A 24,595-nucleotide genomic window follows, 5' to 3' on the forward strand; every position below is an offset into this window, starting at 1 on the left:
CATGCGGATTGTACTTCCGATCCCTCTTATCCCCGGATTTCCTCTAATCCCATTTCGATTGTTGAAATCCGGGGATAAAGGGGAACGCTCCGCTTCTAATTATTCTTAACTTGAAAACATGCACATTCAAGCGAAAAGAAAGCCAGCTTCGGATTCAACCGAAACTGGCTTTCTATTTTGTTCTACAAACTTTCTTCACTATACCCACTCATGTAAGCCCAATCGCTCGAAGAACCCTCAAACCTGCTTACATGCTATTCCCTTCTTAAAGCGCCTCTTTAATGACCCGCTTGTAGAACATCACGGACAGCAGGCCGAAGATGGAATACAGCGCCGTGTATAGCAGCATTACGATGATCATAGGTGCCCACAGCTCGGTTCCGAAGAAGAACCAGCCGGATTTGACCGCAAAGTAGCTGTGCGACAATCCCACAATCAGCGGAATGCCGAAGTTAAAGAGCTGCTTGAACTGAATGCCCCGGAGCAGATTGCCTTGGGTATACCCGAGCTTACGCAGGATCGTGTACGTCGGCTTCTCTTCCTCGCCCTCATCCATCTGTTTAAAGTACAGGATACAACCTGAAGTAATAAGGAAGGTCAGGCCAAGGAATCCGACGATGAACATGATGAGTCCCATTTGGCTCTTCTGATTCGCAATCATCTCGATTTGGGACTGATTTCCGAAGCGTTCCCCTATACCCAGATCCATGAACACTTGGTTCGCCTGATTGATGGCCGTTGGATCAACGATATCGATGCCATGGTAGACAGTCGTTTCCTTCTGGATCTTGGGATCCAAATCTTGTTTTAGCCGATCGAATGCCGTTTGATCGACAATGGCGGTTGGCAGGCCATTGTTGGCAAAATAATACGAGACATAAGAGTCCTTTCTCGTTCCGATCAACTGCAGCGGAATGCTCTCCTTGCTGCCGCGAAGCTGAATGTGCCCCGTGTCTTGAAGGGACATGAATTGCTGGATCGAATCGCTGAACCCCGTAAACAGTGCTTCTTCCGGGGATACGTCAACGTCTTGAATGCCTTCATCACTAACGACCGCGATGATCATAGAGCCGTCTTGTCCTGTTTCTTCAAAGCTGGACCCGATAATCTTGGAGACATCCGCGTCCACCTGAATCACATCCCGATCGGTCTGCTTGAATTCGATGTCGGCCTCCGCGAGCGCATGCGTGAAAGCTGCAAGATCGTCCTGTACCGAGATGGCAAAATGATTCGGGACACCTTGCTTCGATGACTTCTCCGCCGAATAATACGAGATGTAGCTCAGCGACAGCAGCCCGATGGCGAGCGCCGAGACCGTCGTAATAATGGTGAGCAGCAGGGCGTTCGACTTCATCCGGAACATGATCGAGGAGAGCGAGAGCACCTCGTTCACCGACAGATATCCGCCTTTGCTCTTGCGGATCAGGTTGAAAATAAAGCTGACCGAGCCCTTATAGAACAGGTAGGTTCCGATAATGACCGACCCTAGAATGAAGACCATCGCCATAAACAATTCATTCATGTTTGTGAAATCGCCGCTGAACAGCTTGGTGGATACATAATATCCGACCAGGATGAGTCCGATGCCGAGGAGCCCGAGGATCACCTCGACAAGCGACATTTTCCGGACGCGGTTCTCGGTGGTCGATACAACCCGGAAGAGCGACAGGATGCTCTGCCCCTTAATGAACGTGAAATTCATGATCATGATCAGAACGTAAATGGCAGCAAATACGATGACCGTCTGGATTAAGGCTTGGCTGGAGAATCTAAGAGTGGCCTCGCTTTCGACGCCGGTAACCTTGAACAGAATCATCAGGATCAGCCGGGAAGCGGCGAAGCCGGCAAGGACGCCAATCACCATTGAGCCGAAATACAGAATCAGATTTTCCGCGCTCAAGATCCGGAAGATTTTCCCCTTGGTCAGCCCGATCAGCTGGAACAGCCCGATCTCCTTGCTTCGCCGTTTGATGAATATCGTATTGGCGTAGAGCAGGAAGATGGCGACAATTGCTACCAGCAGCACCGAGGCGGCCCCGAGTCCGGCAGCCCCTTTCATCGAGCCCTTCACTTCATCCATGGACGGATCGTACTGCAGCGTAACGAAGGAGAAGTACAAGCCGACGCTGAAGATCAGCGCGAAGACATACAGATAATAATTTTTAATGTTTTTCTTCAAATTGCGGTAGATCAGATAATTAATGTTCATGCTGCACACCGCCCAGCACGCCTTGAGTTTTGATAATATCGTTGAAGAATGCTTGTCTCGACTGCTCACCCTTGTTCAGCTGCGTATAGATTTGCCCGTCTTTGATAAAGACGACACGGCTGCAGTAGCTGGCTGCGCCTGGATCATGGGTAACCATGATGATCGTCGAGTGGATCTTCTGATTCAAATCGCTCAGCTTGTTGAGCAGGTCCGAGGCCGATTTCGAATCCAGCGCCCCGGTCGGCTCATCGGCGAATATAATGCTCGGATCATGGATGAACGCCCGCGCCGCCGAGGTCCGCTGCTTCTGGCCGCCGGAAATCTGGTTCGGATATTTATCCTTGAGGTCATAGATCCCAAGCTCCGTCGCGATGCGCTGGAATTTCTGATCGGCATCCTTCTTGGAGACTTTCTTGATGGACAGCGGGAGCAGGACATTTTCCTTGACGGTCAGGGTGTCGAGCAGATTGTAATCCTGAAAAATAAAGCCCAAGTGATGCTTCCGGAACTCCGCAAGCTCCTTCTCCTTCATGCCCGTGAATTCCTTGCCCTCGATTTTGATGCTGCCGAGGCTGACCTTATCGATAGAGGACAGTACGTTGAGCAGCGTTGTTTTCCCGGAACCGGAGGCGCCCATGATGCTGACGAATTCCCCTTTGTCGACGCTGATGTCGATGCCCTTCAGCACTTCCTGCTTATTGAATTTGTTGCCGTAGCTTTTATGGATTTGATGTGCTTCTAGAATGGCCACGTTTCGTTCACTCCTTTGTCGTATGGATACCGGGGGCTGTTCGAGCTGAACGTATCTTCTGAAGCTGCCGCCGGGTCTCCCGTGGAAAATAACCTGACCGATGCACCCTGAGCATTGTTCGCTCTGATCGGCCGCCGGTTATTTTCTTGTTGTCCTTATCATAAAGGAGGGGCGGAGGCTTTTCCTTCGATTCGGCGAACAAAGCACAAAAGCATGTGACATTGTTGTCACATGCCGGTAATATGGACGATTTCATTCTTTTTCGGAAAGGTAAGGGTGAAGATCGTCCCTTCACCGGGCGTGGATACGACATGGATGCGGATGAAGAGAGCATCCGCCACCTTTTGCGTCAAATACAGGCCCATGCCCGTTGCGGCGCTGTCAAGGTGCTTGGTCGTGGATGTGAAGCCCTTGTCGAATATGCGAGGCAAATCCTTCGGGTCGATGCCGCGGCCAAAATCCTGAATGGTCAGCTGTGCATGACCGTCAACCGCGGCGCTTTCAATGATAATGTCCGAAGCCTCGCTGTATTTGACGGCATTGGTCAGCAGCTGCCGGATCATGAAGCCGAGCCACTTGGCGTCGGTCAGCACTTCCGTAACCTCCAGAGAGACATCAAAGCCGATGCCCTTTTGGAGGCACCAGGATTTGAGCGCCCGAATTTCATTGTGGATGATCGGCTCCAGAAGCGCGGTCTCGATAAACAGATCGTTCTCGATGAACGGGATGCGCTTCTGATGCAGCTGTTGATCCAGCAGCAGGTGGATGCGGAGCCATTCATACATGAGCCTGGACTTTAGGGATTCATCCTCCATGCGTTCAATGATTAATTGCATCGTGGTCAGCGGAGTCTTCACCTCGTGAATCCAGGACATGATTTCGTCCTTCTCCTGCTCCATCTCCATGCGGCGCATGGAGGATTCACGCTTGAAGCGTTCAGTCTGCAGCGCGAGCATCTCCATGGCGAGTGTTTCAAACGGAAGCTCCGGCTGATCGATCGCGGCCAAATCATAGGTATCGTCCCATGCCTTCAAGCTCTTGTAGAACCTCGTCTCCCGGTTGTAACGCACGGCCAGAAAGACGATGAACACCAGCGTGGACAGAAAGGCGATGTAAGAGATCGGCTGGAAGGGAATGGCGTTGTCGATCGCGGCAACGAACAGGAGCAGCACCTGCAGGCACACAAACAGCAGAATCCAGCTGAGGCGTTCTCTCAAATAGGCACGGATCATGAATGGACCTCTTCCGTTGCCATATAGCCCTGCCCAACCTTGGTTTCAATATAGGCGTCAAGCCCAAGCGGCTCCAGCTTTTTGCGCAGCCGGTTCACGTTCACCGTCAAGGTGTTGTCGCTGACGAAATGCTCGTTGTCCCATAGGCTCTTGATCAGATCTTCCCGGCTGATGATCTGATTTTTGCGCTCAATCAGCATTTTCAAGATGAACATCTCGTTCTTCGTTAATTCCACGGACCCTGAAGGGCTCGTAACCATATTCTTCACATATTCAACCGTAGCTCCGCGCCAGGTTCTCAGCTCCGTGCGCTCGGTGTTGTAGTTGTACACCCGGCGGAGCGTAGCTTGAATTTTGGCGATAAGCACCTCGAAGTGGAACGGCTTCTGGATGAAGTCATCGGCCCCAAGCTGCATGGACATGACCATATCGGTCGGATGGTCGCGCGAGGACAGAAAAATAATCGGCACGATCGAATGGGAACGAATCATGCGGCACCAGTGAAAGCCGTCATATTTCGGAAGCTGAATATCGATGATCACCAGATCCGGCTGCACGGCCGTAAATTCCTGAAGCACGCTCCCGAAATCATGGATTCCGTATACGTCGTACGACCACTGGGTCAGACGTTCCTTGACTTCATGGAACAGGGTCGCATCGTCTTCGATCAGCATAATTTTGAACAAAGGAGTCACCACACTTTATGTATTCGGCTTGTTTCTTACAGTGTATATCAAAAAGGCATATCGTGCTAAGTGCTATTGACGAAGGTCATCAATGAAGAGCAGATCGGCCTTGGCTGAACGCCTCCCAACCACCGGTATGACTTCCCGTGTGTGAGGATTAAGTTGATTTTAGGCTTGCGGAATTAGATGCTGCCTAATAAAATTAGGTAATACCTAATATATTCTAAAAAATGTTGGATTGGGAGGTGGAGCATTTGCTTGAATGGATGCTGCGAAGCGTGATGGCACAGCGCGGAATCTGGTCGGGCGCAGCCTTGGCGAGACTGTTGAAAGAGAAGGCGGACTACCGTCTTTCAGCGGCCTCCATCAGTGCCCTGCTGTCGGGCCGGCCCAAGCAGATGAAGGTGGAGACATTGGATGCCCTGTGTACGGCACTGGAATGTACGCCGAGCGATCTATGGGTCCATACACCGACACCTTCAAAGATAAAGGAGGCGTAACACCATGGCGGTAAAACCGATTGTGCCATTTGGCGATCCCATTCTGCGCAAGACGGCGAGACCCGTTGAAGCGGTGAATGCAAGAACACTGAAAATTTTGGATGATCTCGCGGAGACGCTGTATGATGAGGAGGGCCGCGCAGGGCTTGCTGCGCCCCAGATCGGGATTTTGCGCCGATTGTTGGTCATGGATTGCGGCGAAGGGCTGATCGAGCTCATCAACCCTGAAATCGTGGAGATGGACGGGGAGCAGACGGGACCCGAAGCGTGCCTGTCCTATCCGGGGTATTACGGATATGTGAAGCGGGCGGACCACGTAAAGGTGAAGACGCTCAATCGGCAGGGCGAGACGGTCATTCTGGAAGGAGAGGGCTATCTGGCCCGGTGCATGCAGCATGAGATTGACCATTTGAACGGAATCCTGTTTGTCGATCACGTTCAAGACGGCTGGCTGTATCATGAAGAGACGAACCGCAGAATCGAGCTGCTGCCCGTGATCAGGCTGACCAATTCGGGGGTTGTATAAATAGAATAAGCATGTTTCTAAGCAATGGATTCAAGATGATGACTGTTGGTTATATGGACAGGAGTCATCTTTTTTTAGGCTATACCTGGTTTTCGGTGATCATGTTGACGGCAGATCGAATACGTGCTACAATTATCTTAAATTAAAGATATATGAATTAGAAATAATAAATCGTTGTCGTGTTGTACACACTGCCTAACATATGAGATGGAGGAATAGAAACCATGAATGGATTAAAAGGAATACATCATGTCACAGCCATAACCAGCAGCGCCGAGAAGAACTATGAGTTCTTCACATATGTCCTGGGGATGCGCCTTGTGAAGAAGACGGTCAATCAGGATGATATCCAGACGTACCACTTGTTCTTTGCCGATGATACGGGAAGCCCGGGAACGGATATGACGTTCTTCGATTTTCCCGGCATCCGGAAGGGCACGCACGGAACCGATGAGATCTACAGAACCTCGTTCCGCGTGCCGAGCGATGCGGCGCTGGAATACTGGGTGAAGCGGTTTGACCGGATGAAGGTGAAGCACCAAGGCATTCAAGAGCTTTTCGGCAAAAAAAGACTCTCTTTCGTCGACTTCGACGATCAGCAGTATCAGCTTGTGTCCGATGAATTGAACGAAGGCATCGCCTCCGGCACGCCTTGGCAAAAGGGCCCGATTCCGCTGGAATACGCCATTACCGGACTTGGACCGATCTTCGTCAGGGTCTCCAATTTCGAGTACTTCAAGGAAATGATGGAGAAGGTTCTGGAATTCAAAGAGATAGCGAAGGAAGGCTCGCTTCATCTGTTCGAAGTTGGCGAAGGCGGCAATGGCGCCCAAGTGATCGTAGAGTACAATGCCGTGCTTCCACGGGCCCAGCAGGGATTCGGCACGGTCCACCATGCGGCCTTCCGGGTAGAGGACCGGTCGGTCCTGGAGCATTGGATTCAACGCCTGGACCAATTCCAGTTCCATACCTCCGGCTTCGTCGACCGGTACTTCTTCCAATCGCTCTATGCCCGCGTCGCTCCGCAAATCCTGTTCGAATTCGCCACAGACGGCCCAGGCTTTATGGGCGACGAACCGTATGAGACCCTGGGCGAGAAGCTGTCCCTGCCGCCGTTCCTTGAACCTCAGCGGGAGCAGATCGAGCAGCTGGTGCGGCCGATTGATACGGTGCGCAGCACGAAGGAACTCGTGAAGGAATAACAGACGGAACGCCGCAGCAGAGAAAGCCGTCCGGCTCGTAACGAGTCAGGGCGGTTTTTTTCGCTTTACACTATCGAATCGTTGGCAGATCCTCCAGCGGTCCAGACCCAAAGGGATGGTCGACAAGATACAGCCAATGCCCTTCCGGCTGCTGCCTGACGATCTCCGAGGTATGGCCTTGCAGCAGCAAGGGCTCTCCGTCCGGTCCTGTCGAATGCAATGTGAAGTGCGCGCGCAAAAGCGCCATATTTTCAAAAGGGATACAGTATATGTTAGTCGAGGTCATGGTGCCTCCAAGCTGAAGCAGCTCCTTGAGGCTCGCGCGGAAGGAGTCGAGGCCGGTCTCCAAAGCTCCGCCAGGGTGCACGTGGATGCTGCCGGGCTCATACAGCGCAAGCAGCCGCCTAAGCTCTCCTGAATTATAAGCGTCGGCAAAAGCCGCATTCATCTCTTCCGGCCGAAGGACAGGCTTGTCTGGAAACGGTGATTTCATTGAATCTCCTCTTTCGTTATGATGGTTATAGCGACAGTTTATCGAAGAAGGAGCCGTACTGTAAGTACGCAGTAATTGATTACATAGTCATCCAAAGATGACAGAGGAGGTTGTCGAGCACCATGCCTTACGAAGACCAGGTTTACGGCTGCCCCGCCGATGTCGGCCTTCAGATGATCAGCGGAAAGTGGAAGCCCCGCATTTTATATGAGCTGTTTCAAGGAACACGGAGATTCGGCGAGCTGCAAAGGGCGATCTCGGATGTATCGCGGCATGTACTCACGGTCCATCTAAGGGAGCTGGAGCATGCCGGCATCGTTCGCAGAACGGTTTATGCCGAGGTTCCGCCGAAGGTGGAATACACGATTACGGATTACGGCCGAAGCTTTGAGCCGATCCTTGAAGCACTGGTTCACCTGGGCGAAGAATATATCGCATCGCACAAGGATGAGCGGGACTCTTAGGCAAGACCCTTTACCCCATAAACCCCGCGCCTGCACATCCGTCCTACCGATTAAGTACATGAATTTCAGTTTAAATACAAATACTGTATAGGAATGGATGACTAAGCGGTTGGGGTGAGCTTTGTGAAACAGAAGAATTTATTGAAAAATGTCGTGTTCTCGGTTTCAGCCGTCATCATTGCGGTGCTCGCTATTTTGGGAGCGGTCATGCCGGGCGCCTTTGGTGAAGTGGCGGGATATCTATATAGGTTCACGACCACGAATTTCGGATGGTTCTACCTGCTCTCGATTTTTGCTATCATCATTTTTCTGATCTGGGTTGCCGCCAGTAAGTACGGGACGATTCGCCTGGGAGGCGAGAAGGAAAAGCCGGAATATCCGTTCTTCACCTGGATCGGCATGCTGTTCTCGGCCGGCTTCGGCGTCGGGCTTGTATTCTGGGGCGTCGCGGAACCGATGAGCCATTTCTTTAAAACCCCCTTTGCAGGCGTAGAGGCCCAAGGCGTGGAAGCGGCCCGTGTGGCGATGGGCTATTCCTTCTTCCACTGGGGGATCAGTCAATGGTCGGTATTTGCCCTTGTCGGTCTGGTGATTGCCTTCCTGCAGTTCCGCAAGAACAAGAACGGTCTTGTGTCCACCGCCCTCGAACCGGTTACCGGGTCCAGGCCGGTGGTAAGGAACAGCATTGATATCTTGGCCGTCATTGCTACCGTGATGGGAATCGCGACCTCCATTGGTCTTGGGGTGCTGCAGATGAGCGGCGGATTGAATACTATTACGGGGATTTATAATGGCGTCGGTCTTCAGATGGGGATTTTGGCGATTATCTTTGTGGCCTACATGATCTCTACAACGTCAGGTCTTGATAAAGGAATTAAGATCTTAAGCAACTTGAATCTGGCGATGGCGCTCATATTTTTGCTGTTTGTGTTTGTCACCGGGCCATCGGTTTTCATTCTGGAGACCTTCACCATGGCGCTGGGCGATTATATCTCGAATTTCGTATCGTACAGCCTGCGGCTGCAGCCCTATGCGGAAGGCTCTTGGGTAAGGGAATGGACGATTTTCTACTGGGCGTGGGCGATTGCCTGGTCACCATATGTTGGTGCTTTCGTAGCCAGGGTGTCCAGAGGACGAACCGTGCGGGAGTTTATCGTCGGGGTTATGGTCGTGCCGCCGGTCATCGCCTGTCTGTGGATTGCCGTATTCGGCGGAACCGCGCTCTGGTATGATCTGCATGAGAATACCGGGATTGCAGCCGCCGTTAATGCGGATGTCACTTCGGCATTGTTCCAGCTGTTTAATCAGCTGCCCTTATCCTCCGTGATGAACGTGCTGGCGATCATTCTGATTCTGACGTTTCTGGTGACATCCGCAGATTCAGCGACGTATATATTGTCCAGCATGACGACTTACGGCAGCCTGAACCCTTCCCTGATGGTCAAAATCGTATGGGGAACGCTAATGGCCGGCATTGCTGGCGTGCTGCTGTACGCCGGGGGATTAGAGGCGCTTCAGACCGCCTCCCTGATCGCGGCGCTGCCGTTTACGGTGCTTCTGCTGCTGCTGATCGTCGCGGTGGTGAGGCTTATGGCGCATGAGCCGCTGCCCGTACGAAAGGCTGATCTCAAACGATTCCGACGTTTGGAGGAAGCGGCGAATAAGGGGAGAAAGTAACGTATGAATAATGCCTGAATGAATAAAGCCCTGATGACACGTGAAATGTCTTCAGGGCTCTTTACAATTCAGGGATAGGCTAAAGCTTTTCCAATTTAGGGTTAGGCACGATTAACTGCGCTTTAACAGCAAGTAGACGAAATACGGTGCGCCGATAATGGCGACCATGATGCCGGCCGCAATGCCATCAGGGTCCACGATGTTGCGCCCGATCGTATCGGCCAGCAGCAGGAGCCATCCTCCGATCAGGACCGCAATCGGAATGTACAGCTGATTGCGGGGGCCGACCAGCGCTTTGGCAATATGAGGGCCCATCAGACCGATGAACGTGATGCCGCCGGTGACGGATACGGCGGAACCTGCCAGTGCTACGGCGGCCAAGAGCAGTACGATCCGCTCCCGCTCAATGGACACGCCGACGCCGATGCCGACCGGATCGCTGAGTCCAAGCAGATTCATGCGCTGCGCTTTATACAGCGTGAACGGAACGAGGACGATCAGCCATGGCAGCAGGGCAAGAATGAACGGCCAGTCCGTGCCCCAGATGCCGCCGGCCAGCCATTTGGCGATAAAGTCGACCTTCTCCCGTTCCGCCGACGAGGTGAGCACGATCATGACGCCGGAGAGAGCCATAGAGAAGCCGACACCGGTGAGCACCAGCTTGACGGGCTGAAGACCTTCGCCTTTCTTGTACGCGAACAAGTAGATGAATGCCGCGGTCAGTACGGCCCCTATAAAGGCGGCGATGGGCAGCATGTAAATAAAGGAGCCGGCCTCGATCGGGAAGAACAGAAAGAACACGGCCACGCCGACACCGGCACCCGAGTTGATTCCAATGATGCCGGGGTCCGCCAGGTCGTTGCGCGTGATGTTCTGCAGGATGGCGCCCGACAGAGCCAAGGCCATTCCGGCCAGCAGGGTGATCAACATGCGCGGCAGACGCACCGAGAAAATAATGAACTCTTCCTTGAAGCTTCCTTGTCCAAGCAGGGTCGGAATAATCCGGTCATAGCTGACCGAAGAATACCCCAGCCCTAAACCTGCCAGGATGGTGCCCACGGTCAGGATGAACAGGATGAGAAACGTAATTCGCTGCTTTTTCACTAATGATGGATGGATCATGCCATTCCTCGCCCTCCTTTACGCACGATAAACAGGAAGAAGGGCAGGCCCATGACCGCAATCAGCGCGGCCACCGGTGTCTCGTACGGGGCATTCAGCGTCCGGCCAACGGTATCGGCAAACAGCATGAACACCGCACCGGCCGTAGCCGACATCGGGATAACATGGCGATAATCGGTGCCGACGATCCCCCGGACGATATGGGGCACCATTAAGCCGAGGAAGGCAAGATTGCCCACCAGGGCCACGGATGTGCCCGCCAGCAGTATAATGACCACGAATAGGACGAATTTGATGACCGCGATATTTTGTCCGAGCCCGGTCGCCACCTCTTCGCTCAGGCTGAGAATGGTCAGCTGTCTCGACAAGAGGATCGCAATCAGGATTCCGACCAGAATGAACGGGAAGATCGTCTGAAGCTGCCCCCAAGACGTTCCGATGACGCCGCCTGCGGTCCACATGGAGATATCCTTCGATATTTTAAAATAGATCCCGATCCCTTCGGCGATGGCGTACAGAAAGGCCGAAACCGCGGAGCCTGCAAGCACCATCTGGAGCGGCGAGAAGCTGCCTTTGCGCATCGCGCCGATGCCGAACACCATGATGGTTCCCACGGCCGCCCCGATAAAGCAGGCCACCATAATGCCGAAATAATTGGCCGCAGGGATAAAGGCCATCGTGAATGCGAGCGCCGCATTGGCGCCGCTGGTGAGGCCCAAGAGGCCCGGATCCGCCAGCGGGTTGCGCGTAAGGCCCTGCATGATCGCGCCGGAAACCGCCAGCGCGGATCCGACCAGGATGGCTGCAATCTCGCGGGGGAGACGGATATCTCTCAGGACGGACAATTTCTCGCCTTCGGCCTTCGTGGCCAAGGCGAGCCACACGTCCTTAATGCTGGTCTCCGCCGCTCCGAATACCATCGCAATGACGAACATGGCCGCAAAGGCGATGAGACCGGCAATAAGCTTGACGGAGAAAGGGATGGATCGCTGAGTAGGCTTAGTCATGGAATCATCTTTCCTTAAGTTTGGATGATGGGCAGTTTACTTCTTGCCCAAGAAATGCTCGGTAATAAACTCAAGCTGGTATTCGAGTGTGGTTGCATCGTTGAAATAGATCCGGTTCCCGTCCGCTTCGAATACGCGGCCGCTCTTGACGGCAGGGATCTGCTTATACGTATCGGTTTGCTGGAAGGAGGTATCCGCATCGTTGAACTTACTGAGAATGATATAGTCGCCGGCAAATTCCGGCAGCACCTCGGTCGAAATGGCGTAGTAGCCTTCCTTCAGCGCGGTTTCCTTTACTTTCTCAGGCATCTTCAGCTTCATGGCCTGATACAAAATCTCAGTCCCGCGGCCCCAGTTGTTTCCGTATACATAGAGCTGCTTCTCGAAGCTTTCGATTACGGATACGGTCGCGTCCTCACCGATCTTGGCGCGAATTTCTTCACCGGCCTTCTCAGCACGCTGTTTAAAATCGTTGATCCAGGCTTGGGCTTCCTTCTCTTTATTCACGAGCTTGCCGATTTCAAGATGCTGGGTAAGGTAATCGACTTTGCCGTACGTGAACGTAACGGTAGGAGCGATTTCTTTCAATTTATCGACGTTCTTGATCGTCGATAGTCCGATAATGAGATCCGGGTTCAGTTCAATGATCTTCTCCAGATTCTCATCGGATACCTCTTCGGCATCCTTAAGCTTGTCGGCAAACGCTGGATTTAACTTGGACCAGGAATCGACGCCGACCATATTGACGCCAAGATGGATCAGGTCCCCGGCAAAGGTGGAAAGCACGATAACACGCTGCGGATTTGCGGGTACCTCGACCGGTCCGTTCTCGGACTGGTATGTAATCGTGCCGGAGGCACTGTCTTTGTCATTGGCTGCTGGGGCTTCCGGCGCAGCGGCTCCACTTCCGTTGCTTCCGGTCTCCTTCGGCTGGCTGCTGCAAGCGCTAAGAATGAACAGCAGCGCGATAAACGGGATGATCAGCTTCCTCAAGTTCAGGCTTTGCTTCCAATTCGGGTTCATGTTCTTGCTCTCCTCTTAATAGATTGTATGTGATGCATAACGGTTTGCCGGTGCGGGGGTCACGTCCGATCTCCGCATCAATGTTAAATACCTTCTTCAGCACCTCGCGCGAAATAACGTTCTCGGGATCACCGGCCTGAATAACGCTTCCGTCCTTCATAGCGATGATGTAATCGGCGAATCTGGCCGCTTGGTTCAGATCATGGAGTACCATTACAATGGTGCGCTCCTGCATGACGTTCAGCTGCTCAAGCAGCTCCAGAATCTCAAGCTGGTGAGCCATATCCAGGTAGGTGGTCGGTTCGTCGAGGAAGATCATCTCGGTCTCTTGAGCGAGTGCCATCGCGATCCATACCCGCTGCCGCTGGCCGCCGGACAAGGCATCCACGGAGCGATATTTATAATCCTGGGTTCCGGTGACGGAAAGCGCCCAGTCAATAACCTCCATATCCTGCTTCGTTAAACGTCCGAACCCTCGCTGATGGGGATAGCGTCCATAGGACACCAGCTCACCTACCGTCAATCCGCCCGGCCCCTCCGGGGTTTGGGGGAGAATGGCCAGCTTCTTGGCCAGCTCCTTTGTATTGATGCGGGCAATTTCCTGACCATCGATAATGGCCGCCCCGGATTGATACGGGATAATGCGCGTCATCGCCTTCAGCAGCGTGGATTTGCCGCAGCCGTTCGGACCGATGATCGTCGTAATTTTTTTATCAGGGATATCGACATTCAGCCGGTCTAATATGACGTTCTCGCCGTAACCGACCGTTAATCGATCTGTACAAAGACGAATCATATAGGTTCACCTCCTGGGGAAAGTTCGCTTTTAAACGATAATGATTCTCAATATCAGCCATAATATAATATGGAGACCTCTCTTTGTCAATAAGTATCTTCATGGAATATTTAAATAATTTTCATGCACACAACACTATTGTTCAATATATAGCTCAAATCCGAATGGAATTACTATATGTAGATAAAATCGCAAAAAAACGAAAAAAATAAAATCTGCGATTGTAAAATAAATGAAGGCAACGTATACTAAATGATAATGATAATCATTTACGTCCAAGTATAGGTTATGGACATAACCTTTGTACCGATATATCCCGGAGGTGTAATTCGTGGCAGGGAACGAAATTTTTGATGTGACGGTTATTGGCGGCGGGCCGGCTGGCTTATATTCGGCTTTCTACAGCGGGCTTCGCGGAATGAAGACCAAGATTATTGAATATCAGCCGGTACTGGGCGGGAAGGTTCACGTCTATCCGGAAAAAATGATATGGGATGTCGGAGGCCAGACTCCGATTACCGGCGCCAAGCTGATCGAGCAGATGGTTCAGCAGGGCCTGACCTTCAGTCCGGAAGTGCTGCTGAATGAGAAGGTGGAATCCATTTCCCGTAACGAGGAAGGAATCTTCGAATTACATACCGCGAATTCCGGCACCCACCTCTCGAGAACGGTCATCGTTGCCGTTGGCGGGGGCATTCTCAATCCGCAGAAGCTGCAGATTGAAGGAGCCGAGCGGTTCGAGGTGTCGAACCTCAACTATACCGTCAAATCGCTGCAGCATTTCAAGGATAAGACCGTGATTATATCCGGCGGCGGCAACTCCGCCATCGACTGGGCGAATGAACTCGAGCCGGTCGCGAAGAAGGTATACCTGGCATACCGGAAGGAAGAGCTGAGCGGCCACGAGGCCCAGGTCGATCAGCTGCTGAACAGCTCGGCCAGCTGCTTCTTCCATACGCAGATTACGAAGCTGATCGCTTCGGAGAACCACGAGACCATCGAGCGGGTGGAGCTCACGAACACCAAGACCGGTGAGATAAACGTCATTGAGGTCGACGAGGTCATTATCAACCACGGCTATGAACGCGACATTTCCCTGCTTGAGAACAGCAGGCTTGGGATCGAACGCGTGGACGATTATTATATTGCCGGGAACGGACACTGCCAATCCTCCGTGCCCGGACTGTATGCCGCAGGGGATATCCTGCATTACGACGGGAAGCTGCATCTGATTGCCGGCGCGTTCCAGGATGCGGCCAATGCGGTCAACAGCGCCAAGCGCTTTATCGAGCCGGAAGCGCACCGCAGCGCGATGGTATCGTCGCATAACGAGGTGTTCAAGGAGCGCAACCGCGAGCTCGTGAAGCAGATGATTAAATAGCGGCAGCTGCATGGCAATGATGAAAGAGGGATCCAGCGAATGGATCCCTCTTCGTTATGCCTTGCTTACGATGCCGGATGTGATCAGCGGCCCGTAATTAATCAGCTGCGTCATCAGAGCGCCCATCTCTTCTGCGGACAGATTCATCCCCGACTCGATCCAGTGGATGACCAGCCCGATATTGGCCGAGGTCATGTAGGCAATCAGATAGTCGCTTGGAATCCGGCTATTCTGTGCTGCCATTCGAAAGGCCTGCTTGTCGTACATATTCTCGGTCATGAACTGCCGGAATTGACGCACGAAAGACATATCCCCGTTAGGCCCGAGGACGGCTTTGATAAAGTCGCCGTGTTTGATGAGCACCTCGAATATTTGAATGGAGGGCGGATATGGCTCGCCTTTCTCCGCATAAATCCTGGTATCCCTCGGGTCGATTTCCAGGACGATGCTACGGATCTCCGCAATCACTTCTTCCTTCAACTTCTCAAGCATGTCCGGCACGTCCCTGTAGTGAAGATAGAACGTCCCCCGGTTAATATCCGCGCGGCTCGTTATGTCCGTCACGGTGATGGCGTTAACGGACTTCTCCTGCATAAGCTCAAACAACGTTTTGCGCAGCAGCTGATTCGTGCGAATCTGCCTGCGGTCCGTTTTTCTAGGCAAAGCGTGTCCCCCTAACCGATGATTTTATCCATTTTAATGAACACCAAGCTTGTTCATGATGAGTAATGAACACTCGGAATAAAGCTGATGATTGAACAACATTCTTTCCTCATTATAATTAACGGTGTGATCATTAATCAACACAATGTTCATTATAATAGGGAGTGGTGGATATGGTTTTTTTTAAGCAAAAAATGCTATGGATTGGCGCTTTGGCAGTCCTTCTGGCGTTGACGGTTTTCGGCGTTGCCATGATGGGCTCGATCGTAGGCGCAAAGCCAAAATCTCTGCCAGTGGCGCTGGTCGTGCTGGATCAGCCTGCAGCGCTTCCGAACGGGGAGACGCTTGCTGTGGGTGAGAAGATGAAGGGAATGCTGGAGCAAAACACGCAGCTGCCCGTTCGGTGGGAGATCGTAGCTTCGGAGGCGGAAGCTAGGGAAGGGATGGATGCACAGCAATATTACGGAGCGTTGGTGCTTCCGGAGAATCTCAGCTCAGGCATGCTGACCCTTCAGTCTCCGGCTCCCAACCCGGCTGTCATTCACATACTGGTAAACGAGGGGATGAATGCCCAAGCGTCCGCCGTGGTCAAGCAAATGCTTGGGCAGGTGCTCAAGATGGCGGGGTCGCAGCTATCCATGCAGGCGTTGGACATGATCGGTTCCCGGACGGAGGTGCTGCCAGTGGCAACGGCTCAAGCGCTGCTAACCCCATTTGTGGTTCAAGAGGAGATGCTCCACCCGGTCGGAGCTAATCACGCAAGCGGCAATGCGCCGGGACTGCTGACGCAAATTCTATGGATCGGCTGCCTGATTATTAGCTTGTCCTTGTTCCAGGCGCTGCAGAGAACGACAGCTGATGGCAGCACCAGGGGAATTGCCATCTTGCTGCAAGGGGCTTCCGGTCTGCTGTTGGTTGGTCTGGCCTCCGGTTTCCTGGTGTGGATGGCTTCCTCCTGGTACGGCATGGAGCTTGCGAACGGGGGCGGCGTTTGGCTGATGCTGTGGCTGGCCGGGTCTGCCTTTTTCCTCCTGCAGTCCACTCTGCTTAACTGGATGGGACTTCCGGCTATGGGGATCCTGGTGCTCCTGATGTTCTTCTCGATGCCGCTTCTCAATATGGCGCCGGAGTTTCTGCCGCAGGCCACGCAGGATTGGTTGTACTCGTGGACCCCTCTTCGGTTTGCCGCATCGGCGCTCCGGGATGTCATGTATTTTGACGGATCGGCATCCGCAACGGCAAATCATACGGTACTATGGGCTATCGCCGGCGGTTTCTTGGTATTGCTCTTAGCTTCGATGGTGAAGAAGGGGAGACGCTCGGATAAAGGAAAGTCGGTTGCGGCATCGTAACATAAGCGGATGAGCGCTCGAGATAGCACATGGAAAAGGAAACTATACGATGGATTACTGGATTACGGAGTGGTCCTTCATAAGAGGTTATGGACGGGGATAAGTACGATGTAACGGTTGAATGATGCAGGGCGCCCCTTGATCTCAATCCTAAAAGCAGGATGCCGATATCAAGGGGACGCCCTGCGGTGCTTTCAGAACGTGACAAATCCCATCGCTTTCTTCGCGGCAAGCAGCGTCTGGCCGGCAATTTCGGAAGCACGCTTCGCACCGTCCGACAGGATCAGATCAAGCTCGGCGGAATTCACGATGCGGCGGAATCTCTCCTGGATCGGCTGCAGCTTATCAATGACCACTTCGGCCAGTTCTTTCTTGAACGTGCCGTATCCCTGGCCTTCATACCGCTTTTCGATGACAGGGATTTCCTCCTCGGAAAATATGGAATACATCTCGATCAGATTGCTGACCGCCGGCTTCTGCTCCCAGTCGTACCGAACCTGTCCGTCCGAGTCGGTTACGGCTTTGGAGAACTTCTTGCGGATATCCTCCGGCGTATCCATCATGTGGACACAGCTGTTTCTGTTCGGATTGCTCTTGCTCATTTTCTTGGACGGATCGTCAAGACCCATAATGCGGGAGCCAATATCCTGAATAATCGGCTCAGGCATCGTAAACGTGCGGCCATACCGGTTATTGAACCGATCGGCCAGATCGCGGGTCAGCTCCAGATGCTGCTTCTGGTCATCGCCGACAGGCACATGCGTTGCCTGATAGAGCAGCACATCGGCAGCCATCAGGACCGGGTACGTGAACAGGGCGGAGCTAACCGTATCCTGTCCGGCGGATTTCTCCTTGAACTGGGTCATCCGCTTTAATTCCCCGAAATGCGCCTGCGTCTCCAGCAACCAGCCCAGCTGGGCGTGTTCAGGGACCTGCGATTGCAGAAAAATCGTTGCTTTGTCGGGATCGATCCCCGATGCGATATACAGCGCGGCAATGTCCCGCGAGCGCTGGTGCAGCTCCTTGGGATCCTGATAGACGGTCACTGCATGCAGATCCGGCACAAAGAAATAGGAGTCATACTCATGCTGCAGCTTCACATATTGACGGAGCGCGCCTCCATACCCGCCAATATTCAAATCCCCGCTTGGCTTGATGCCTGATAATAATCGTTTCATCACACACCTCCTGATCGTTTGCGAACAACACAAAAACACCTCATCCCTCTATGGGACGAAGTGTAACTCCGCGGTACCACCCGAATTCGACCGTACAGCCGCTCTTAACCATGACACGGGAGGAATGGGGAAGGGGAACTACGCCATTCTTCCTGTCATATCTCCCATGATAACGGAGGAGAGCCGTCAAGGCCTACTGCCCCGGCATTAGCCGAAGGTTCGGGTTGAAGCGAGAAGATCCATTCACTTATTCCGGGGTACCGGGCCTCGCACCATTCGCCGGTTCGCTTGGACCTCGAAAGATAAGCTACTATTTCTTCTCCTAGCCGTGTGGTATGTTGTTCTTGAAATCATCTGTGCAGCTCTTTTTCGAATGAGAAGAGAGAACAAGATGATTTGATGAGTATCATCACACAGGTGTTAGGCGAATGTCAAGAGTGTGAGGAGGATTCATGTTGAAGGATCAGGATACGGCGATTCTCGCTGATGGATTAACCATACTGTCGCAGTGCAGACGGGAAACGGGGGATATTTGGCAGGCCCATTACGGAGCGGCCTCGATTGCGGGTTATTTTTTTGCAAAGGCAAACCGGTTGACCGGGAAGGTCGAAGAGGCCGTGGCGGTGGAGAATCGGAGGATTGGAACCGGGTTTCGGAAGCGCCGGCGAAGGCGATGGAGAATTTCCGGTCGATTATCCATCCGGTTCAGACGATAATTTCTTGAAGAGAGGTAACCTTTTTCACACAGATCGGCACTTAAGGGATAGAGACACCGGGAAAGGAGGGTTAGATGAACGTGTTTCAGTGGATTGAGGAAGCCCGGCAGGGCAGTGCGGAGGCTCAGGAAAGCCTGGTCCGGCATTATACCGGAATGGCGCTGGCCGTAGCCTACGATAAATTGCAGGATCCCCACTCGGCGGAGGATGCCGTGCAGGAGGCCTTTACGGAGGCTTTTGCAAATCTGCATAAGCTGCAGGATCCCCGGCGTTTTCCCGGATGGTTCAAAGTGATCGTTGAACGGCAGTGCTACAGGGACCTGCGCCGCAAGCAGCTTCATGCGTTACCGCTGCATGAGATGGAAGTTCCGGCTTCCGACCAGCGGAGCCTGGAGACGGTTGTGGAAAAAAAAGAACTGATCGGCCAGCTGCATGCCACGATTGGGGGGTTGCCGCCAGGCCTGCGGATCGCAGTCCAGCTCTATTATTTTCAAGGCTACAGCCTGCAGGAGATTTCGCAATATCTGGGCATATCCCTGGCAGCTTTGAAGAAGCGGCTCTTTGATGCCCGGCGGAAGCTGAAGAACACGCTTCATGTAGCCGACTTTGTATCGGTGTTCACCGATCTATATGAGGGAGGCAGGCGTATGCTGCATATTGTCAACGGAGATTCAGTGGGGGATAAGCTGAAGCAAGGGAACATTCAAGGGGATATCCTGGTGTGGAGAGAGCTTTATTCGTTTGGCCCGGTCTTTCCGAAGATGGACGAGCCGGATTATCGCAGAACGAGAGCTCGCTATTTGGAGCAAACGCTCGGGATTCCGCAGAAGGAATATATCGAGACCTGCGAGTTGCAGGAGAAGAAGCTTCAGGATTATCAAAAATATGATGAAGTCGTGCTCTGGTTTGAGCATGACCTGTTTGACCAGACCATGCTGGCCTATTTGCTGCATTGGTTTAAGGAGAAGTCATTGGGAAGTACGAAGCTGAGCCTGCTGTGCATTGGCGCCTATCCGGGCATTGAGCTTTTTCGCGGATTGGGGCAGCTCAGCACGGAGCAGCTCGAGACTTTATCGGGCACATGGCACGCGATTGGAGAAGACGAGCTTGCGCTCGGCAGCATGTTGTGGGAAGCCTATACCTCGGATCGGCCAGAGAAACATCAGCGCATGCTGGAGGTGGATTCCTCGGCACTGCCTTTTGCAAGGGATGCATTCGAGGCCCATCTTGCCCGGCTGCCCTGGGTGGGCAATGGGCTCGGAATCATCGAGCAGACGACGTTAGAGGCTGTAGCGGATGGAGTTCATCAGCCGTATGAGTTGTTCCGAAGGGTAGGAGACCAGCTCCATATGCTCGGCATGGGGGACCTGGAATTCTGGTATTACCTCGCGAGGATGACGGAGGGAGCGGCCCCCTTGCTGGTTATTGACGGCACAGCGCCGTTTCCGGACTTCAAACTGGCTGTACCCCATTTCCAAGATCGGGTGCTGCAAGTGACGAGTTTGGGGCATGAGGTACTAGCCGGCAAGACCGACTATGCTGGCAACGGAACGATCGATAAATGGGTAGGAGGCTTGCAGGTTCGAGGGAAGAATCCGTCATGGCGCTGGGACCCGGAGCGAAAGTCGGTTGTGCGGATGGGCGAATCCGATGGAACAACGAATTGAGGGGAAAGAGCGACCTTGATTGGGCAGCATATTAACGGATCCAATTAACAGCAGAATATAGCATAAGGGCTATCCTTCTTGGCGTTACTGCCGAGCAAGAATAGCCCTTCTTCACAGTTACAGATGAGAACCGCCGGTTGCGTCAACCATTTGTCCCGTTACCCAGCGCCCGTCGCTTGATGCCAGAAACGCTACGACATCCGCAATATCGGATGGCTGGCCGATTCGGCCAAGCGCGGACATCTCCGCGGCATGCTGCTGTCCTTCCGGCGTATGCAGCCAGGATGCATTCACGTCGGTGTCCACAATCCCTGGAAGCACCGCGTTCACCGTAATTCCGCGCGGTCCCAGCAGCTTGGCAAGATGCAAGGTAAACGTATTGACCGCTCCCTTTGTGATGTTGTAGGCCATAATATGCGGATAGGCGATCCGCGTCACGCCGGAGGAAATGTTGACGATGCGGCCGCCGTCGCGCAGGAGCGGGAGGGCCTGTTGGACGAGGAAGAACGGAGCCTTCACATTAACGGCAAGGAGCTCGTCAAGGCCCTCCTCGGTCGTCTCTTCGAAGGTGCTTGAGGTTCCGATGCCTGCATTATTCACCAGAATATCGAAACGGGTGTCTCCCGTGATGCGAAGCAGCTCCTCTTCCAGTGAATGAATAAGCCCTTTGGCTCCGTCTACCGATTTCAGGTTGGCGCCTAAGGCGACAGCCCGCCCGCCCTGATTCTGAATGGTCTGGACAACCTCCTCCGCTGCATCCCTGCGCGTTCCGTAATGAACAGCGACCAGTGCCCCTTCTTCCGCGAGCCGAAGCGCAATTCCTTTGCCGATTCCTCGGCTTCCGCCTGTAACCAATGCAATTTTGTCTTCCAAACGTTTCATGAAAACCCCACTCCTCTTGTTTGATTTAAAGCTACTGTACACTCTCCTGTTAAGGGGAGAGTCAAGAGGGGAAGTTAGAATCTTTTTCGAAAGTTATTTTATGAACAAAACAGACATGCGCGATTACTGCTGCTGCGAGCACGTATGGAGGCAAAAGGAGGCTCGCTCTAGGCGTTAGTTATAGTCTGAATCACCGCCCCCGGCAGGGTCTCCGGCATTCTATCACGATATGGAAGGGTCATACTCCGCATTACCTAGCAAGGGAATAAGCAATTCGGCAGGGCGCTTCCTGCCGTAAATATCTTTATCCGAAGTGAGATAGATTTCGCGGATCGGCTCCCGGTCCGATTGAACGAGTCTTTGGGACGAAATCCATGCCTTGAGCTCGGGTATGACGGGACAGCTATAGCCGTACGGATCACAATGATGGAGAAGAGAGGCGGCAGTTTGCAGCTCCGGCAGGACATACACACGCACCCGGTCATTGGAAGGTATGTCCCTGGTTATGGGGAGGGCGACCTCCATGTCTGCCACATCGGCATTCCCGCCTGCCTCGTCATGCCAAAGGATGATAAGCTGTCCGGCTTCCTCTTCGCCTTGAAGAGCGGCATATTTCGTAATTTCATCGAGCAGGAGGCATAGCTGGCTGCGAGGGATTTGGTCACGAATCGAAGCAACGCGCTGAGACGGGACCTTCCGGGTTCGGAAGGATTCCGCGGGATTCCCCGTCCCGATGTGCTCCAGGCGGGACATTCTGCTATTGACCTCATCCAGCTGCAGCTGGAGACTTTGCACCGTCTCCTGAAGCTCCTTCATTTTCTCGGAAAGCCTGTCTCTAACGGCATCGGCTCTTATATTGTCTTCCAAAAACGGCCTGAGCTGTTCCAATGTAAACCCCTGATCTTTGTAGGCGGCAATCCGCTTGACGGTCAGAAGCTGCTCCTCGGCGTAATAACGGTATCCGCTTTGTTCATCCACGTGGGCCGGCTTGAGCAGGCCCAGCTCGTCATAATAGCGCAGTGCTTTGATGGACAGTCCGCTGACCTTGGCAAAAGCGCTGATCTTCATCATCCAATATGCCGCCTCCTTGCGATGTAGGTTTTTTAACCGTGTGGATAAAGATATCATATCCCGCTATTCAGCGGACGTAAATGGCCCGGTTTCAGTGGAATCAGGCATATCTGATTGAATGTCCGCGACAAAATCTTAAACTTCTAGTTTCAACGCAGAGCGGGAAGTATAAGGATAGGTAGACGAAGAAGCAGGGAGGGAACCCCTCATGAGCAAATGGAAGAATACATCACAGGGCAGCCGGTATGCGGGAATCAGCATTTTATTGGGAGGAGCGTTGTTTGTTACAGCTACGCTGATGCACCCGCCGGCTACGGATCCGTGGACGGGGCATCATGTCATATCGATGATTCCGGACATGCTGACCTATTGGCAGTGGGATCACAGCCTGATGCTGGCGGCCATATTATTGTGGCTGGGAGGACTGTCGCTCGGGGAGGCCGTGGCCGGCAGAAGCCCGGCTGCGATGCTGGCTTCCCGCTTGTTCATTGCGGCGATCACGATATGGGTGCTCGTACTTGCGATGGAGTTAACCGTTCTTCCGGTCCTGGCCAAGGAGTGGGGTTCGGTACAAGACCCTGGGACAGCCGCCTTGGGTGTGGGATTATTTGCTTTCGGCATTATGGCAGGCGACTTTGCCATGATGCTGGCCTGGATCGGAGTAAGCCTGCTTGGCCTAGCATTGCTCGCTGAAGGCAATATGAAGCCCGTCTTGGCATGGATTGGCATAGCGGCAGGAGTGTGGGGAGCGATTGGAATACCTGCGGCACTGCTGCTTCCGAAATTAAGTGTGATCATCTACCCGGTCACCGCAGGCCCTGTGTTTATATGGACGATACTTTTCGGGATTTACATGATCACCCGGCGGCATCTACAAAAAAAAACAGGAGACCTATAGGCCTCAGGCCTGCGGGTTTCCTGTTTTTTTGCGAATCGGCACGAGGGTCCAATAGGTCCCGCACCGCCACAACCATTCCAGAGGTCCGTATTGGAACCAACGCATCCACAGGTTGCTGATGTTGATCTGGAAGACCACAATCCCTAGGGAAACGAGCGAGGAGACGACATACGTGCTCGGGGATACGTTCCAGATCATGCGCTGAATTCCTACCAAAAAGACCGTTTGGCCAATGTAATTGGTAAGCGCCATCCGGCCGTATGCCTGTAAGGGCCGCAGCATCTTGGCACCTATGCGGGTATGCCCAAGCATTAAGAGCGAGCTTAGATAAAATAAGGATACGATAGGGCCCGTCACTACCCCGATGTGTGCCAGCGTGAAGGCTGCTTCCATGGCGTGTGATGGCGATTCGCCTTCCAGCGTAAATAGAAACGGGGGCATCGGCCCGGGAGGCGCTGTCACCCACATGGCTCCAATCGCGATGACGGTTCCGATCAATGAAAGCAGCCAAACCAGGCGCAGCTTACTCAATCGTACACCCTTGCTGATCGCTTCGTGTAATCGGAATTGGCCCGCGGCTAGCCCCAACAGGATCAGAAACGGGATGGTGAGCAGCTTGATTCCCATGACGGCCGCAACTGTAAACCCGACCGCTCCAATGCCAAGATTAACTCTCCTTGGCGCCCAATAGAGGGGAAGCAGAAGCAGACCGACAATCGCATAATGAAATAGGGCCTCCCCCGATTGATACTGTTGATGTATGAAGCCGATCAGCAGCAAAATCACCAACCGGCGGATATACAGCCAGAGCCTTGGCTTTCCTCCTGCTACAGCGCTTCGGGATAGGAACAAGAAGAACCCCAGGCCGAACAGGAATGTGAAGATGGTGTAGAATCGGGCCTCCACGAAAAAGTTAAGCTAGCGCTGCAGCCAAACATCCGCCGCGGTCTCCGGCGTGGCGATCAGCCAAAGCGCCAATACATTAACAAACGGCAGACCAAGCAGCGCAAAACCCCTTAACTGGTCTAAAACGTGCAATCGTCCCGTTCCAGTGGCAGGCTGGCGTTTCATCACGGTCTCATTTTTTACTGTAGCCATT

General features: G+C 53.1%; 25 protein-coding genes and 1 other annotated feature. Of the genes, 10 read left to right on the forward strand and 15 right to left on the reverse strand.

Annotated elements, in window-relative coordinates; all coding sequences use genetic code 11:
- Positions 1 to 265: 265 nt before the first annotated feature.
- The 4 genes from BBD41_RS15340 to BBD41_RS15355 all read right to left on the reverse strand — a co-directional run bounded on the left by BBD41_RS15340 (position 266) and on the right by BBD41_RS15355 (position 4,878).
- On the reverse strand, positions 266 to 2,209 hold the full coding sequence (locus BBD41_RS15340) for an FtsX-like permease family protein (protein ID WP_099478085.1): 1,944 nt from the start codon (positions 2,207 to 2,209) through the stop codon (positions 266 to 268).
- Positions 2,199 to 2,960, reverse strand: a complete 762-nt coding sequence (locus BBD41_RS15345) for an ABC transporter ATP-binding protein (protein ID WP_077568733.1) — start codon at positions 2,958 to 2,960, stop codon at positions 2,199 to 2,201. Before BBD41_RS15345 ends, BBD41_RS15340 begins: the two co-directional genes overlap by 11 nt.
- Before the next feature lie 227 nt (positions 2,961 to 3,187).
- Positions 3,188 to 4,192, reverse strand: coding sequence for a sensor histidine kinase (locus BBD41_RS15350; protein WP_099478086.1), 1,005 nt, complete (start codon positions 4,190 to 4,192; stop codon positions 3,188 to 3,190).
- Complete coding sequence (locus BBD41_RS15355) at positions 4,189 to 4,878, reverse strand: response regulator transcription factor (RefSeq protein ID WP_099478087.1); 690 nt, start codon at positions 4,876 to 4,878, stop codon at positions 4,189 to 4,191. Before BBD41_RS15355 ends, BBD41_RS15350 begins: the two co-directional genes overlap by 4 nt.
- A 254-nt stretch (positions 4,879 to 5,132) precedes the next feature.
- On the opposite strand from BBD41_RS15355, the gene BBD41_RS15360 reads away from it, so the two are divergent.
- The 3 genes from BBD41_RS15360 (at position 5,133) to BBD41_RS15370 (ending at position 7,106) form a co-directional block, all read left to right on the forward strand.
- On the forward strand, positions 5,133 to 5,378 hold the full coding sequence (locus BBD41_RS15360) for a helix-turn-helix domain-containing protein (RefSeq protein ID WP_099478088.1): 246 nt from the start codon (positions 5,133 to 5,135) through the stop codon (positions 5,376 to 5,378).
- A gap of 4 nt (positions 5,379 to 5,382) precedes the next feature.
- Positions 5,383 to 5,904 carry a peptide deformylase gene (gene def / locus BBD41_RS15365; protein WP_077568727.1) on the forward strand — a complete coding sequence of 174 codons (522 nt, stop codon included), beginning with the start codon at positions 5,383 to 5,385 and terminating at the stop codon, positions 5,902 to 5,904.
- 224 nt (positions 5,905 to 6,128) lie between these two features.
- The gene (locus BBD41_RS15370) at positions 6,129 to 7,106 is read left to right on the forward strand and encodes a ring-cleaving dioxygenase (protein ID WP_099478089.1); all 978 of its coding nucleotides are present in this window, start codon (positions 6,129 to 6,131) and stop codon (positions 7,104 to 7,106) included.
- A 70-nt stretch (positions 7,107 to 7,176) separates the two neighbouring features.
- On the opposite strand, the gene BBD41_RS15375 is transcribed toward BBD41_RS15370, so the two are convergent.
- Positions 7,177 to 7,599, reverse strand: a complete 423-nt coding sequence (locus tag BBD41_RS15375) for a YybH family protein (protein WP_099478090.1) — start codon at positions 7,597 to 7,599, stop codon at positions 7,177 to 7,179.
- Between the two features lie 122 nt (positions 7,600 to 7,721).
- On the opposite strand from BBD41_RS15375, the gene BBD41_RS15380 reads away from it, so the two are divergent.
- Both BBD41_RS15380 and BBD41_RS15385 read left to right on the forward strand, forming a co-directional pair.
- Positions 7,722 to 8,063, forward strand: a complete 342-nt coding sequence (locus BBD41_RS15380; RefSeq protein WP_099478091.1) for a winged helix-turn-helix transcriptional regulator — start codon at positions 7,722 to 7,724, stop codon at positions 8,061 to 8,063.
- Positions 8,064 to 8,186: 123 nt separating this feature from the next.
- Positions 8,187 to 9,740 carry a BCCT family transporter gene (locus BBD41_RS15385; RefSeq protein WP_099478092.1) on the forward strand — a complete coding sequence of 518 codons (1,554 nt, stop codon included), beginning with the start codon at positions 8,187 to 8,189 and terminating at the stop codon, positions 9,738 to 9,740.
- A gap of 111 nt (positions 9,741 to 9,851) precedes the next feature.
- Here BBD41_RS15385 and BBD41_RS15390 read toward each other — a convergent pair whose 3' ends face one another.
- From BBD41_RS15390 to BBD41_RS15405, 4 genes are read right to left on the reverse strand one after another with little or no spacing between them, the layout of a single operon-like run.
- The gene (locus tag BBD41_RS15390; protein ID WP_099478093.1) at positions 9,852 to 10,862 is read right to left on the reverse strand and encodes a FecCD family ABC transporter permease; all 1,011 of its coding nucleotides are present in this window, start codon (positions 10,860 to 10,862) and stop codon (positions 9,852 to 9,854) included.
- Positions 10,859 to 11,869 carry a FecCD family ABC transporter permease gene (locus BBD41_RS15395; protein WP_099478094.1) on the reverse strand — a complete coding sequence of 337 codons (1,011 nt, stop codon included), beginning with the start codon at positions 11,867 to 11,869 and terminating at the stop codon, positions 10,859 to 10,861. The genes BBD41_RS15390 and BBD41_RS15395 overlap by 4 nt, the downstream gene beginning before the upstream one ends.
- Before the next feature lie 36 nt (positions 11,870 to 11,905).
- Positions 11,906 to 12,862 (reverse strand): iron-hydroxamate ABC transporter substrate-binding protein, encoded by a 957-nt coding sequence (locus BBD41_RS15400; protein ID WP_099480638.1) that lies wholly within the window; start codon positions 12,860 to 12,862, stop codon positions 11,906 to 11,908.
- Positions 12,816 to 13,688, reverse strand: a complete 873-nt coding sequence (locus tag BBD41_RS15405; protein WP_077568716.1) for an ABC transporter ATP-binding protein — start codon at positions 13,686 to 13,688, stop codon at positions 12,816 to 12,818. The genes BBD41_RS15400 and BBD41_RS15405 overlap by 47 nt, the downstream gene beginning before the upstream one ends.
- A gap of 331 nt (positions 13,689 to 14,019) precedes the next feature.
- Between BBD41_RS15405 and BBD41_RS15410 the strand changes: the two genes are divergently transcribed.
- Entirely contained in the window at positions 14,020 to 15,069 is a 1,050-nt protein-coding gene (locus BBD41_RS15410) for an NAD(P)/FAD-dependent oxidoreductase (protein ID WP_077568714.1), read from the forward strand.
- Positions 15,070 to 15,123: 54 nt separating this feature from the next.
- On the opposite strand, the gene BBD41_RS15415 is transcribed toward BBD41_RS15410, so the two are convergent.
- Positions 15,124 to 15,732: a TetR/AcrR family transcriptional regulator gene (locus BBD41_RS15415; RefSeq protein ID WP_099478095.1), complete on the reverse strand. Its 609-nt coding sequence runs from the start codon at positions 15,730 to 15,732 to the stop codon at positions 15,124 to 15,126.
- A gap of 173 nt (positions 15,733 to 15,905) precedes the next feature.
- Here BBD41_RS15415 and BBD41_RS15420 point away from each other — a divergent pair, with 173 nt between their 5' ends.
- Positions 15,906 to 17,084: a YhgE/Pip domain-containing protein gene (locus BBD41_RS15420; protein ID WP_099478096.1), complete on the forward strand. Its 1,179-nt coding sequence runs from the start codon at positions 15,906 to 15,908 to the stop codon at positions 17,082 to 17,084.
- 194 nt (positions 17,085 to 17,278) lie between these two features.
- On the opposite strand, the gene trpS is transcribed toward BBD41_RS15420, so the two are convergent.
- Positions 17,279 to 18,262 (reverse strand): tryptophan--tRNA ligase, encoded by a 984-nt coding sequence (gene trpS, locus BBD41_RS15425; protein ID WP_099478097.1) that lies wholly within the window; start codon positions 18,260 to 18,262, stop codon positions 17,279 to 17,281.
- A 48-nt stretch (positions 18,263 to 18,310) separates the two neighbouring features.
- Positions 18,311 to 18,595, reverse strand: a binding site (T-box leader).
- 119 nt (positions 18,596 to 18,714) lie between these two features.
- On the opposite strand from trpS, the gene BBD41_RS15430 reads away from it, so the two are divergent.
- Complete coding sequence (locus tag BBD41_RS15430; protein ID WP_237086805.1) at positions 18,715 to 18,978, forward strand: hypothetical protein; 264 nt, start codon at positions 18,715 to 18,717, stop codon at positions 18,976 to 18,978.
- A gap of 74 nt (positions 18,979 to 19,052) precedes the next feature.
- Entirely contained in the window at positions 19,053 to 20,645 is a 1,593-nt protein-coding gene (locus tag BBD41_RS15435) for a sigma-70 family RNA polymerase sigma factor (protein ID WP_099478098.1), read from the forward strand.
- A 117-nt stretch (positions 20,646 to 20,762) separates the two neighbouring features.
- On the opposite strand, the gene BBD41_RS15440 is transcribed toward BBD41_RS15435, so the two are convergent.
- Both BBD41_RS15440 and BBD41_RS15445 read right to left on the reverse strand, forming a co-directional pair.
- The gene (locus tag BBD41_RS15440) at positions 20,763 to 21,527 is read right to left on the reverse strand and encodes an SDR family oxidoreductase (protein ID WP_099478099.1); all 765 of its coding nucleotides are present in this window, start codon (positions 21,525 to 21,527) and stop codon (positions 20,763 to 20,765) included.
- Positions 21,528 to 21,749: 222 nt separating this feature from the next.
- Entirely contained in the window at positions 21,750 to 22,598 is an 849-nt protein-coding gene (locus BBD41_RS15445) for a MerR family transcriptional regulator (RefSeq protein ID WP_237086807.1), read from the reverse strand.
- A 208-nt stretch (positions 22,599 to 22,806) separates the two neighbouring features.
- Here BBD41_RS15445 and BBD41_RS15450 point away from each other — a divergent pair, with 208 nt between their 5' ends.
- A complete protein-coding gene (locus BBD41_RS15450) occupies positions 22,807 to 23,496 on the forward strand; it encodes a hypothetical protein (protein WP_099478101.1) in 690 nt (229 codons plus the stop codon).
- Positions 23,497 to 23,499: 3 nt separating this feature from the next.
- Here the strand turns inward: BBD41_RS15450 and BBD41_RS15455 are convergent, their stop codons facing one another.
- Together BBD41_RS15455 and BBD41_RS15460 are read right to left on the reverse strand one after the other, a co-directional pair.
- Positions 23,500 to 24,402, reverse strand: coding sequence for a DUF418 domain-containing protein (locus BBD41_RS15455; protein ID WP_157929308.1), 903 nt, complete (start codon positions 24,400 to 24,402; stop codon positions 23,500 to 23,502).
- 12 nt (positions 24,403 to 24,414) lie between these two features.
- Positions 24,415 to 24,594 (reverse strand): hypothetical protein, encoded by a 180-nt coding sequence (locus BBD41_RS15460; RefSeq protein WP_099478103.1) that lies wholly within the window; start codon positions 24,592 to 24,594, stop codon positions 24,415 to 24,417.
- Position 24,595 lies beyond the last annotated feature (1 nt).

It is taken from the genome of Paenibacillus ihbetae, from assembly GCF_002741055.1.
GTDB classification, from domain to species: Bacteria; Bacillota; Bacilli; order Paenibacillales; family Paenibacillaceae; genus Paenibacillus_AQ; species Paenibacillus_AQ ihbetae.